Origin of the sequence: Pseudomonas sp. FP1154, from assembly GCF_030687245.1 — a bacterium.
Classification (GTDB): Bacteria; Pseudomonadota; Gammaproteobacteria; order Pseudomonadales; family Pseudomonadaceae; genus Aquipseudomonas; species Aquipseudomonas rhizophila.
Window position 1 is genome coordinate 3,212,412 of sequence record NZ_CP117465.1, and the last position, 12,251, is coordinate 3,224,662.

Below are 12,251 nucleotides of genomic sequence, written 5' to 3' on the forward strand. Positions count from 1 at the left end.
TTTTTTCGACAAATCGGTTGAAGGACTTCGACAGTGCGCCTAGTTCATCGTCGTTTCCGTCGGGCAGACGGCGTGTCAGATCACCGTCTCCGGCAGCGATATCATCGAGATTCTGCTTGATTATCAAGATAGGTTTAACCAAGCCATTACCCAGGAAAGCAGCTACGACTGCAACGATCAGCAGCAGCAATGCCACTACCGTTACGATCATTGCGGCAGAAGCACCCAAGCGCGTCTGCATCGAAGTCGCAATGATCTGTACACGTTCTTCTACGTCATCCAGATTGACTTGAGTGCCAAACGACATATCCCATTTAGGAAGGTAATGGTAATAACCGATCTTTGGAACTGGCTTGTCACTGCCCGGCGTTGGCCAGTCATATCTGAAAAATGAAGGCCCTGATTTACTGGCGGCGACGAGGCCGCGAATCACATAGATCCCGTTGGCATCCTTGACGTCCGAAAAATCCTTTCCAATATCCTGGTCTTTATCAGACCAAAAAACACGCACACTGCCGGACGTATACCCAGCAAAATAACTCGTCTTGTCGAACTGGAGCGTCTTGAGAATGGCAATGGCTTGTTTGCGAGCCTCCATATCTCCCTGGGCCGAGGCATCGTAAATTGGCTTGATAGCAGCCTCTGCGATTTGCTGATAATTCTTGAGGGCAAGTTTGCGCTCTTCCAGAAGCAACTCCCTTGTCTGCTCGACCTCCTCTGCCGCCAGACTTTGTAATACAAACCAAATTATTCCGCTGATGATCAGCGCCAGAGAAAAGCTCGGAATAACGGCGAGCAATATGACTTTACTGCGAAATTTAAGAAACACGGCGCCCTCCCCTTAATAGGATAAAAACCATCGATATTTTCTTATGTGAAGATTCTTAGCCGACAAAAATTGAATCGCTCAATAAACTCTTGAAGGCGCTTACTGATCAATAGAATGGATACCAGATATTTATCCAGCACCCCGTCGTTTAATTCTGAGCAATGTTCCTGACGCCCTTGATCTCACAGACTTCCACGTAGAACAAAGCTCTGCCATCCGCGCATGTGATTGATAAATCGCTCGCTCAACCCGCCCTTGCGCAAATAGTCAGCCGTCACTGGAAGTTTCGGACTGTCATAGAAGGGGTTTGCCTGCACTTGAAGAGGGAAGTCGCGCTGAAGAATGCCGGCCCGACCAATCAACACAAAGTCGCACCCTTCGTCCATCAATTGCCCGGCACGCTGGGCGCTCATGATCTTGCCTGCTGTCCCTACCCTTACTCCCCTACGCGGAAGCTCTGTGAAGACACTCAGCATGCTCTGCCCCCTGAACGTCCCGTCTTGCACTATTTGAGCGGAGTCCCAAAGAGCCAGATCCAGATAGTCGATCACCTCGCGATCCAGAATATCCGCGGTAATATCACGCAGTTCCTCCAGAAGCAGCCCGTAGCGCTCGACCGACAATCGCCAGCCGATCTGAAAGTCAGGACCACATTCGCGTCGAATACCTTCGATGACTTCAAGAGTGAGGCGAGCACGGTTCTCAAGGCTACCGCCATATTTATCTGTACGGTCGTTGAATTGCGGGGACATGAATTCCGACAGAATCCATCCGAAAGCACCGTGAACTGCGACACCATCAAACCCTGCCAACTCGGCTCTTTTCGCGCCGGCAATGAAGCTGTCGCGAATGCGCTCAACCTCTTCAGTCGACAACGCCCTGACGCCCGGTACTGTGTAATCGGAAGCAGGCGCTGGAACGCCTCCCAGCAACGGATTTGCGCGGTGTCCCGCATGGTGCAGTTGCACCGCAGAGAGACCGCCACCTTCACGAATCGAAGTGGCCATCTGCGTCAAACCTGGTAGATGAGCGTCGCTGAAGATGCCCAACTGCCGGTCAAATCCGATACCCGTTTCCTCTACATGCGTGGCGCAGGTTTGCATCAATGCGTAACCACCTTGCGCAACCTGTCTGATCCATTCCTGATCGAATTCGGACGCGAGACCGTCACGCCCACTCTGTTGATTGGTAAGCGGGGCCAGCATGAAACGGTTTCTCATTGCCGGGCCATGCAAGAGCGTGAGCGGTTTGAATAAATCTGAAACGGACATGTAAAAAATCTCCAACTGACAAGTGCGTCTTACCAACATCGACCAGCAGCGTCGGGTAAAGGGCCAGACGAGTTCGAAAGGCCCTTCGCCCCCTTCCCTGTCAGCCGTTCGTCCCGGGCTTTTCAACGTCGGAGACTTGCCAGCCCCCTCCGAGTGCGCGCACCAGGTCCACGGTCGCTCGAGCACGCTCGCCTTCTGACTGGATAAGCGATTGCTGACTACGCAGCAGGGTACGCTGCGCATCAACCACCACGAGGTAGTCGACATCCCCCTCATCGAATCTTTGCTGCGCAGATCGTGCGACGCGGGACGATGCTTCTTCTCCACCGCGCTGATGGACGATTCGCTCATCCAGGGTCCTGATGGACACTAATGAGTCCTCAACTTCGCGGAAGGCCTGGAGTACGGTCTTGCGATACTCAGCGACCCTCTCTTCGTAGGCTGCACGGGCGCGGGCGATGTCGGCCTCACGTCTTCCGCCATCAAAGATGGGCAAGCTCAAGGCCGTTCCTACCAATGGACCCAAAAGGAAAGTCCGCTGCGACCAATTGGTCAGATTTCCCAGATCCGTCGACTCATAGCCCACAGCCCCAGTGAGCGAGAGCGAAGGGAAAAAGGCCGCCTTTGCCACGCCGACCCTGGCGTTCTCGGCGGCCATAGCTCGCTCCGCGGCTGCGATGTCCGGTCGACGCTCAAGTAACGTCGATGGGATACCTGGCGGAATCTGAACGGTGACGTTTTCCAAGGGTTTTGGCTCAAGTGTGAACGACGCCGGAGGCTTGCCCAGCAAAGTCGCCAACGCGTGCGCGACCAGTGCGTACTGACGCTCCACCGCCAATTGTTCAGCGCGCGCAGAGAACAGTTCTGTCTTTGCCTGGTCGACAACATAGCTGGCCACGTCGCCGTCACTAAGTCTTCGTTGCAACAGCGTCTCGGTGTCTTCCCGAAGCTTTACAGTTTCCCGTAGCAAACGATGTTCACCTTCCAGTTGCCGCAGGCTGAAGTAGGTTCTAGCGACGTCGGCCTGAACCAGCAGCAACATCTGATGGGGCCAATGCTTGCTGCTGAGCTGCATCAGCCTGTGCGGCTGCGACCCCTGCCGAGACACGACCAAAAAGGTCAACTTCGTAGCCCACGGTGGCCTGCGCTCGCCACAATGTTTGCGTGGTTCCTGGCGCGCCATCTCCATACCCGTCAGCGGCACCTGAAGTGCGCTGGCGAGTCGGGCCGAAGCCTAGGTCTACGTCCGGGAAACGGGCTGCCTGGCTTCGGGCAGTGAGGGCCCGTGATTGCTTGAGCCGCGCCATTGCGATGGTGACATCGGGGTTGGCTACGAGAGCCTGCTCTTCCAGTTGCTCAAGCGTAGGGTCGCCCAGCACCTTCCACCATGGAGAAGGTTTTTGCTGGTCCGCGGGTTCTGCCGGCTGCCATCGACCAGGCTCTTCAGTAGGCTTCAATGGGACAAGTGCCTGGTGATGGGACTCTGCAAAATTCGCCGGCACGTCGAAGTCCGGTCTGTTCTCGACGGGCTTCAACGAGCACGCTGTCAGAAGCGACACACCGATCGCCAGTGCAATTGCACTCTTGTTCGCGCGTGCCCCACGCAGGCGTGTGTGGATTCGATTGGTCATACCAGGCCCTCCGGCTGCTTCTGTTCAAGATGATGAGGGGCGAGGGCCGGAGCTTTGTGATGCGCTGCAGAGTGCAATGGTTTTCCTCCGCCAAGTGCCCGAACGACCACGTAAAACAGCGGTGTAAGGAACAGACCGAAAAGCGTGACGCCAATCATTCCAAAGAAAACTGAAATGCCCATCGCCTGGCGCATCTCCGCGCCTGCACCCGTGGACAAGACGAGAGGAATGACGCCCATGATGAAGGCGATTGAAGTCATTAGGATCGGCCGCAGACGCAGCCGACAGGCTTCGATCACTGCGTTGACCGTGGATTTCCCGGCTATCTCCAGCTCGCGGGCAAACTCGACAATCAGGATGGCGTTTTTCGACGCCAGGCCCACGAGCACGATGAGACCGATCTGCGTGAAAATGTTGTTGTCACCCTTTGTGAGCCATACGCCGAGCAATGCGGAGAAGATGCTCATTGGGATGATCAGGATGATGGCCAACGGCAGCGTCAGGCTCTCGTACTGAGCGGCCAGGACGAAGAACACCAGGAGGACGCAGAGCGGAAGAATCCAGACCGCGGTGTTGCCTGCGATGATTTGTTGATACGTCAGGTCGGTCCATTCATAGGTCATGCCGGCTGGCAGCGTTTCGGAAGCGACCCTTTGAATAGCGGCCATTGCTTGGTCCGATGAATAGCCGGGGGCGGGACTTCCGCCGATGTCAGCCGCCGTGAAACCGTTGTAGCGAACGACTTGATCTGGACCGTAGGTCTGACTCACCTTCGCCACTGAGGCGAGCGGGATCATCTGTCCGGACTCACTGCGTACGTGCAGTTGCCCAATGTCATCCGGTTTGGAGCGGTATTGATTGTCGGCCTGCATCCGTACTTGATAGACACGCCCAAGGAAGTTGAAGTCATTGACGTAATACGAACCAAGGAAAGCTTGCAACGTATCGAATATCGCTGGCGTGTCCACACCGAGCTGGAGCGCTTTTGCACGGTCGATATCAATCTTCAGCTGAGGAACGTTCACCGTGTAGGTTGAAAACAGCGGGCCGAGTTCCGGCGCTTGGGACGCCTTTTTGATGAAGGCCTGAGTCGCTTTGTACAGTTCCTCATAGCCCAGGTCCGACCGATCCTCGATCTGTAACTTGAAGCCTCCCAGCGTGCCCAGACCATAGACCGGCGGAGGTGGGAAAATACCGGTGAAGGCGTTACCAATAGTGCTGAACTCATGGGCCAGGTCGGCCGCCACCTGATTGGCGCTGATGCCGTTGCGGTCCTTGAACGGTTTGAGCAGAACGAAGCTCAGCGCAGTACTGGAGCTCTTCGTTACCGCGTTGATCGAAAGGCCGCTGTAGGCCGAGGTCCCCATGACCGCAGGATGTTTGAGCGCCATCTCATTCATCAGGTTCATGGTTGCTTCGGTGCGATCCAGTGTCGATCCTTCCGGCAACTGGGCGAGGCTGACTAGATATTCCTTGTCCTGTGCAGGGACAAAACCGCCGGGAACATGACCCGTAAGCCACCAGGTAGCAGCGAGCAATCCGGCGTACACCACGAGCATTGCGCCCTTGTGCTTTACCAAACCACCGATGCTTCCCACCGTATCCAACGGAGGCTCGATCAAAGGTCCGATTGAAGCGTCCGAAGAAGCGGCCAAACAGTTTGTGCGTCACACGAGTCACGGCATCGGGCGCTTCGCCATGTCCCTTCAAGAGCAAGGCCGAAAGCGCCGGGGACAGCGTCAGCGAGTTCACGGCAGAGATCAGTGTCGAAATGGCGATGGTGACCGCGAACTGTTTGTAAAACTCACCGGTCAACCCACTGAGGAAAGCCAGCGGAAGGAAAACAGCGGACAGGGTCAGAGCGATGGCAATGATAGGACCACTGACCTCTCGCATCGCCTGGTACGTCGCCTCACGGGGACTGAGCCCGCGCGCGATGTTTCGCTCCACGTTTTCGACCACCACGATGGCATCGTCGACCACAATTCCTATCGCGACCACCAGCCCAAATAGCGACAGCGTGTTGATGGAGTATCCAGCCAGCAGCAAGAAGGTAAATGTGCCGATGATCGATATCGGCACTGCCAGCAACGGGATGATCGATGCACGCCATGTTTGCAGGAACAGGAACACAACCAGTACTACCAGCGCCACGGATTCGAGAAGTGTTTCGACAACCGCATCGATACCACTTTGGACCGCACGACTCGGCTCATACACCACGCGGTAAATCAGGTCTTGCGGGAAATCCTTCTCGAGCTCCTCCATGACTCGGTGCACTTCGCGAGAAATCTCCAGCGAGTTTGCCCCAGGCGCTTCTTGCACTGTCACTGCGACGGCGGGTGCGTTATCCAGTGTTGCACGGATGCCATAGTCCTCAGCGCCGAGCTCTACTCGAGCGACATCACCCAACCGAGTGATCGCCCCACGAGCATCGGACTTGATGACAATCCTCTGGAACTCTTCAGGGGATTTGAGTCGCCCGTCGGCGTTGACGTTAAGCTGGAAGGCAGTGTCCGAAGGCGTAGGTGCGCTGCCGATGGTACCGACTGCGGCCTGAATGTTTTGACGGCGAATGGCGTCGGCAACATCGTTGGCGCTCAGTCCACGCTCAGCCAGCGCGGCTGGGTTCAGCCACACACGCATGGCATAACCCCCAGGCCCCCAGATCGACACTTCACCAACACCTGCAATTCTTGCCAAACGATCCTTCACGTGGAGGATCGCGTAGTTGCTCACGTAGTTATTGTCGTAGGTGCCATTCGGCGAAACCATGTGTACGGCAATGGTGATGATGGGCGAGTTCTTAATTGCCGTAACGCCCAGCCGTTGAACATCCTCGGGAAGTCGCGCTTGAGCCTGGGACACACGCGTTTGCACGAACTGTTGAGCTTTATCGGGATCGGTTCCGAGCTTGAAAGTCACCGTCAGATACAGGTGTCCGTCACCGCTGGCTTTCGAATCCATGTACAGCATGTCTTGCACACCGTTAATGGACTGCTCCAGTGGTGCCGCAACTGTTTCCGCGATGGTCTTTGCGTTCGCGCCCGGGTATTGAGCATGCACCACAACTGAGGGAGGAATGACCTGTGGGTATTCCGAGACCGGCATATTAAACGCGGAAACTATCCCAGCGAGCAGGATCAGCGCAGACAGCACACACGCAAAGATGGGACGATCAATGAAGAATTTAGAGATGTTCACGACCGGCCTCCGATTGAGGCACTGACGGGCTCCTTCTGAACGTCGGCGGCGACCGCAGATACCTCGGAACCCGGTGGAGCCCGGAATGCTCCGTCCACAATGATCCTGGTACCCGCTTCAACTCCGCTGCGTAGAACCCGTTCTTTTCCCTGGAGAACGCCGAGCTCGACGAAACGCCGTTCGACCTTGTTCTGAGCGTTCACGATCAGCACGTACTTGCGGTCTTGATCGGTACCCACGACGGCATCGTCGACCATCACGGCGTTGTAAGGCTTCCCTCCCTGAAGACGAACTCTTGCCTGGAGACCCGGGAGCATTTCGGGGCTCACACGGTCAATCCGGGCGCGAACTCGCACCGTTCCCGAACGAGTATCCATCTGGTTATCGATCGCCTCGATGATGGCCGCGTAGGGGTAGGCGTTATCGTTAGCAAGACCAACTTTGACCACCGGTTGCGCACCGGCCTGCAGCGAGGGTGCGATGATTCGCAGGTAGCTCTGCTCGTCCACGTTGAAAGACGCGTAGAGCTTGTCGTCAGAAACAATTCGGGTGAGCGGTGTCGCGTCCCCGCCTGCCCCTACTACGTTGCCCGCCGTGATTTCCGCGCGTGAGATACGCCCTGCAATCGGCGCCCTCACTTGTGTGTAGCTGAGCTGCAATTGAGCCTCAGCCAATGCAGCCTGCGCTCCTTTCAAAGATGCCGCCGCCTCTCGGGCCGCATTGTCGAGCACGTCAAACTCTCTGCGCGCGATTGAGTTCGACTCCATCAGCCTTTTCCCACGAGCCCGCTCGAGTTCCGTAAGCCGTTTGCGCTCTTCAGTAACGGATAGGTTCGCCTGCGCCTGACGCACCTGGGTCTCAAGCGGCGCCGGGTCAATCGTGAAAAGAAGCTCGCCCTGACGAACATGCTGACCGGCCTTGAAATGCACGGTCAGCAACGTTCCCGGCACTTTTGGTCGCACGTCTACGACGTCCACCGCTTCGAGGCGACCGGTGTAGTCCTGCGAGTCCGACACCGCACGTTGCAGTGCTGGTTGGTACTTCACGGTCGGCAGTACCGCGGCTGCTTCTGCGTGTACTTGCGAACCATTAGTCAAGAGGACACTCCCGCCGCCAATCACTGCGATGGCAACCGTCAGGACCGCTAGATGATGTTTCTTCAAGGGATTCATGTGATGTGCCTAGCCAAGTTGGATAGCTTGGAGTCTGAGCACGCTTCGCATGGACATCTAGATCAAAACCTGGGTAAATTTATTGCCTTTTTTGGAATAATTACCACCTTTCGTCCGCGCAAAAGTGGCATAAATAGGTAAAACTCAAGAAAAACAAGTCATACTTATTGCTTGAATGAGAACAAATTTTGGTAAGGAGTGATGAAGTGAACCGCCTCCAATCAATGCAAATCTTTACTCGCGTCGTCGAAATGCACAGCTTCAGTCGGGCCGCCGATAGTCTTTCCCTACCACCTTCGCGGGTAACGCGCGCGGTGAAAGATCTGGAGGCATTTCTCGGCGTCTGTCTGTTAAGACGGACCACTCGCCATATCAGCCTGACCCCGGATGGCACGTTCTATTACGACCACTGCAGGCGATTACTGGCCGACGTTGAGGCTGTCGAGTCCAGCTTCCCGGGATCTGCCGGAAAGCCTCGTGGCCGCTTGCGAGTAGACATGACACTGTCCCTCGCGCGCCTTGTTGTCCTGCCCTCGATCAAGGACTTCCAGTCTCGTTTTCCAGACGTTGAACTGACTTTGACAATGTCTGACCGAACCGTCGAATTGGTTCAGGAGGGTATTGATTGCGTCATCCGTACGGGAACCCCTGAAGACTCTTCGACGCTGGTTGCAAAACGCATTGGCGGCTTTGACTGGATAACATGCGCCTCGCCGGAGTACCTCGCTCTTCACGGGACGCCGAAGTCCCTTGAGGATTTGGCCGGCCATCAAGCCGTGGGCTACTTATCGAGTCGAACGGCACGCTCGATGGAATGGCACTACGTTGTGGATGGCGAGGACCGCTGTATCAGGATGCCGGAGCGCCTCATCGTCAACGATACGGATGCGTACGTAGCATGCGCCCTCGAAGGATTGGGGATCATTCGCGCAGGAAGCTACATGGTGATTCAGCACCTCATGAGTGGCCGCCTTCAGCCCATACTGACCGACTACTCCGCTCCTTCAGTTCCGCTGTCTGTCATCTACCCCAAAAACCGTCACCTTTCACCCACCGTGCGAGCGTTCGTGGACTGGGTAGCCGATGTCGTTCGTGAGGCAGAACCTGGTTGGCGATCGACATGAACGGCACATGGCGCTGCCCCCCAACGCTTTTTTTTCACACAGTGGAATTATTTATTGCAAATCCGAGGGTTGTAACCGAGGAGCAAACCATCAAGTATCCCGCCCATTAATCCGGTAGACAGGCTGACGCCTGCCGTTGATGGAGAAAGAGTGTGAAAAAGGTCTTGATGCTGCTCGCAAATGGAGTTGAGCCAATGGAAATGGCTGCGTTTACCGACATCCTCGGTTGGGCTGATCTGCTAGGGGATGAAAGAATTGAACTGGTAATGGCGGGACTCAGGCCAGAAATCGTTTCTACTTTCGATATCACTATTCGGCCAAACCGAATGCTGGCAGATTTGGACCTCAATGAATTTGATGCACTGGCGCTACCTGGGGGGTTCGAACCCAGCGGATTCTACGAGGAAGCGTTGAGTGAACCGTATCTAGCCGCTATCAAGCACTTTATCCACGTACAGAAAATTGTTGCGAGCGTTTGTGTTTCATCACTGAGTCTGGGACATGCCGGAGCGCTGCAAGACAGGAAGGCTACGATTTATCATCAAGTCGGTGGGCGCAGGAAGCAGCAGCTTGTCGACACAGGGGCAATGTTCATTGATCAGCCAATCGTCCGCGACAAAAACATCATTACCTCCAGCGGTCCTGGCACCGCATCGGAAGTTGCTTTTTTGTTAATTGAAATGCTGACAAACAAATCTAACGCCGACACTATTCGCAAAATCATGCGATTTCCCACACCAGATAGACATTGGTACGAAACCGCTCAAGTTTAATTAAGTACCGCATTAAAAAACCTTAACTGAAGGCGATCAAGATTTAACTGCCGGACGAAACTCGCCCGTCAATTAAGTCGTGTTTATTTCACCCACAACTCAAACAGGATTTAGACATGAGTAACTTCCTCAACGGTATCAATGTCCCTGCCCTGCAAGGTTTTGCGCAAAGCATCAAGCAAGATGTATCAAAACGTCATGCGCGCTTCAACGTAAAGACCAAGTGGCAGCATCAAACCCGCAGCGTGGCGACTGTGAGCCGCTATCACCTGAGTGGTCAAGATCACCCTCGTCACTTTGAAATTGCGGCCGACGAGCCACTGGAACTGTTGGGGGAAAATACTGCGCCAAACCCACAAGAATTACTGATGGCAGCGTTGAACGCCTGTCTGTCCGTTGGCTATGCAGTGAATGCTTCGGTGATGGGGATCACTATTCACAGCCTCGAAATTGAAACCGATGGTGAACTGGACCTGCGTGGATTTCTGGGGTTGGATGAGAACGTCAATCCAGGTTATGACGAGGTAAGCTTCGTTGTTCGCATTCATACCGATGCATCGACCGAGAAAGTGGAAGAGTTGCATCGCGTAGCCACCAAAACCTCGGTCAATCTGGCCAACTTCTCAAAGGCCATCCGTATGGTTCCCAAACTGGAAGTCATATCCGACTAATAGCAATTAGTTGAGTCAATGATTGCTATCGTTTTTAACCCCGGACTAATCCTTCTCAATTTGCAGCCGACCTTCGCTGTGTCGGCTCTGCTCTGTGCACAAAACAATAATAGTAAATAGAGTGCTCCACATGTATCGATCCACTTTGTCCCTAGCGGTCGCCTCGGTCGTGCTCGCCCAGAACGCAAGCGCCGCCAGTTTTATCGAAGATAGTAAGGCTACATTGGGGCTGCGTAACTTCTACATCAACCAAGACTTCCGTGATGGTACCGGGCCGAGTAAATATGAGGAGTGGGGGCAAGGCTTCGACCTGCGCTTTACCTCCGGTTATACCCAGGGCACGGTCGGTTTGGGCGTAGACGCAATAGGCCTGCTGGGCGTACGACTTGATTCGGGTGGCGGTACGAACGGTGCGAGCAACAACGCTTATGGCGGTATAGTTTTCCCAAGCAAGTCCAACGGCGAAGCAGTTGATAACTTTTCCAGCCTGGGCCTGACCGCTAAAGCCAAAATCTCGCAGACTGAATTGAGGCTAGGCACCCTGCAGCCGAAGCTGCCAGTCATCGTGACCAACGACGGTCGCCTGTTGCCGCAGACCTTCCAGGGCGGTCAGATCACTTCGAACGACATCAAGGACCTAACGCTGGTCGGCGGTCAGATCGAGCACGTCAAGGGTCGTAACTCGAGTAACAACGAAGAATTTTCGATCGCGGGCGCTAATGGCCGCACTGCATCGGGGCGTGACAGCAACAAGTTTATTTACGCAGGCGGTGACTACAAAATCACAAAGGATCTGACTGCCCAGTACTATTACGGAAACCTGGACAATTTTTACAAGCAGCATTTTGTGGGGTTGATTCACAACTGGGAAATCGGCTCGGGTGTTCTGAAGTCCGACATGCGTTACTTCAACAGCTCCGATGACGGTGCCAATGGTCACGACTCGACTTACTACACCACTGGCAACTATCACGCGCCCAGCGGTAAGGGTAAGATCGATAACAATTTATACAGTGGCCTGTTTTTGTACTCGGTAGCCGGTCATACCTTCGGCGGTGGTTATCAAGTCAGTAACGGCAGTAGCGACTTCCCTTGGCTGAATCTGGGCGATGGCTCTTCGGCATACATCATCAGCGACATGCAAATCCAGAAATTTGCCCGAGCCGGCGAGCGCTCCTGGCAAGCACGCTACTCCTATGATTTCGCTAAAGTTGGCGTGCCTGGTTTGACTGCTGGCGTGGTCTACGTACGCGGAGACAATATCGATACCATGAATGCGGCAGGTCGCAAAGCGGCTAATGACGCCTCAGAGTGGGAACGGGATTTGACCGTTGGTTATGTTGTTCAGTCTGGCGCCTTTAAGAACCTAGGCCTGATGTGGAAAAACGCCACTTGGCGCACTGAGCTGCCAAACACGCGCTCCCAGGATGAAAACCGCCTGATCGTCAGTTACTCCATCCCGCTACTATAACCTTAAAACTTTCTGCCTTTTCGAGATACCTCGCAGCGCATTCATACCCTGAATGCGCTGTTTTTTTTCGACGGAATCTGTTTGGACATTCGCACCGATTTAAGA

General features: G+C 54.8%; 8 protein-coding genes and 2 pseudogenes. 4 read left to right on the forward strand and 6 right to left on the reverse strand.

What is annotated here, in order from left to right; translation table 11 throughout:
* Positions 1-55 precede the first annotated feature (55 nt).
* The 6 genes and pseudogenes from PSH91_RS26745 to PSH91_RS14495 form a co-directional block, all read right to left on the reverse strand.
* A pseudogene (locus tag PSH91_RS26745) lies at positions 56-829 on the reverse strand (cache domain-containing protein); the annotation flags it as partial.
* A gap of 182 nt (positions 830-1,011) precedes the next feature.
* Positions 1,012-2,100 carry an NADH:flavin oxidoreductase gene (locus PSH91_RS14475; protein WP_305465993.1) on the reverse strand — a complete coding sequence of 363 codons (1,089 nt, stop codon included), beginning with the start codon at positions 2,098-2,100 and terminating at the stop codon, positions 1,012-1,014.
* Between the two features lie 100 nt (positions 2,101-2,200).
* Positions 2,201-3,142: an efflux transporter outer membrane subunit gene (locus PSH91_RS14480; protein WP_305465995.1), complete on the reverse strand. Its 942-nt coding sequence runs from the start codon at positions 3,140-3,142 to the stop codon at positions 2,201-2,203.
* Positions 3,111-3,731, reverse strand: coding sequence for a TolC family protein (locus PSH91_RS14485; RefSeq protein WP_305465996.1), 621 nt, complete (start codon positions 3,729-3,731; stop codon positions 3,111-3,113). The genes PSH91_RS14480 and PSH91_RS14485 overlap by 32 nt, the downstream gene beginning before the upstream one ends.
* Positions 3,728-6,935: pseudogene (locus tag PSH91_RS14490) on the reverse strand (efflux RND transporter permease subunit). The gene PSH91_RS14485 and the pseudogene PSH91_RS14490 overlap by 4 nt, the downstream one beginning before the upstream one ends.
* Positions 6,932-8,107 (reverse strand): efflux RND transporter periplasmic adaptor subunit, encoded by a 1,176-nt coding sequence (locus PSH91_RS14495; protein WP_305465998.1) that lies wholly within the window; start codon positions 8,105-8,107, stop codon positions 6,932-6,934. Before PSH91_RS14495 ends, PSH91_RS14490 begins: the two are co-directional and overlap by 4 nt.
* A 206-nt stretch (positions 8,108-8,313) precedes the next feature.
* On the opposite strand from PSH91_RS14495, the gene PSH91_RS14500 reads away from it, so the two are divergent.
* The 4 genes from PSH91_RS14500 (at position 8,314) to PSH91_RS14515 (ending at position 12,146) form a co-directional block, all read left to right on the forward strand.
* Positions 8,314-9,231: a LysR family transcriptional regulator gene (locus PSH91_RS14500; protein WP_305466000.1), complete on the forward strand. Its 918-nt coding sequence runs from the start codon at positions 8,314-8,316 to the stop codon at positions 9,229-9,231.
* A 152-nt stretch (positions 9,232-9,383) separates the two neighbouring features.
* A complete protein-coding gene (locus PSH91_RS14505) occupies positions 9,384-10,004 on the forward strand; it encodes a DJ-1/PfpI family protein (RefSeq protein ID WP_139049944.1) in 621 nt (206 codons plus the stop codon).
* Positions 10,005-10,120: 116 nt separating this feature from the next.
* Positions 10,121-10,675 carry an OsmC family protein gene (locus tag PSH91_RS14510; RefSeq protein WP_305466002.1) on the forward strand — a complete coding sequence of 185 codons (555 nt, stop codon included), beginning with the start codon at positions 10,121-10,123 and terminating at the stop codon, positions 10,673-10,675.
* A 130-nt stretch (positions 10,676-10,805) separates the two neighbouring features.
* Positions 10,806-12,146, forward strand: coding sequence for an OprD family porin (locus tag PSH91_RS14515; RefSeq protein WP_305466004.1), 1,341 nt, complete (start codon positions 10,806-10,808; stop codon positions 12,144-12,146).
* The last annotated feature ends 105 nt before the right edge of the window (positions 12,147-12,251 follow it).

Excerpts from the sequence above, each read along its gene's own strand:
- PSH91_RS14475 (WP_305465993.1), bottom strand. The coding sequence starts at position 2,100 with ATGTCCGTTTCAGATTTATTCAAACCGCTCACGCTCTTGCATGGCCCG.
- PSH91_RS14480 (WP_305465995.1), bottom strand. The coding sequence starts at position 3,142 with ATGTTGCTGCTGGTTCAGGCCGACGTCGCTAGAACCTACTTCAGCCTG.
- PSH91_RS14485 (WP_305465996.1), bottom strand. The coding sequence starts at position 3,731 with ATGACCAATCGAATCCACACACGCCTGCGTGGGGCACGCGCGAACAAG.
- PSH91_RS14495 (WP_305465998.1), bottom strand. The coding sequence starts at position 8,107 with ATGAATCCCTTGAAGAAACATCATCTAGCGGTCCTGACGGTTGCCATC.
- PSH91_RS14510 (WP_305466002.1), top strand. The coding sequence starts at position 10,121 with ATGAGTAACTTCCTCAACGGTATCAATGTCCCTGCCCTGCAAGGTTTT.
- PSH91_RS14515 (WP_305466004.1), top strand. The coding sequence starts at position 10,806 with ATGTATCGATCCACTTTGTCCCTAGCGGTCGCCTCGGTCGTGCTCGCC.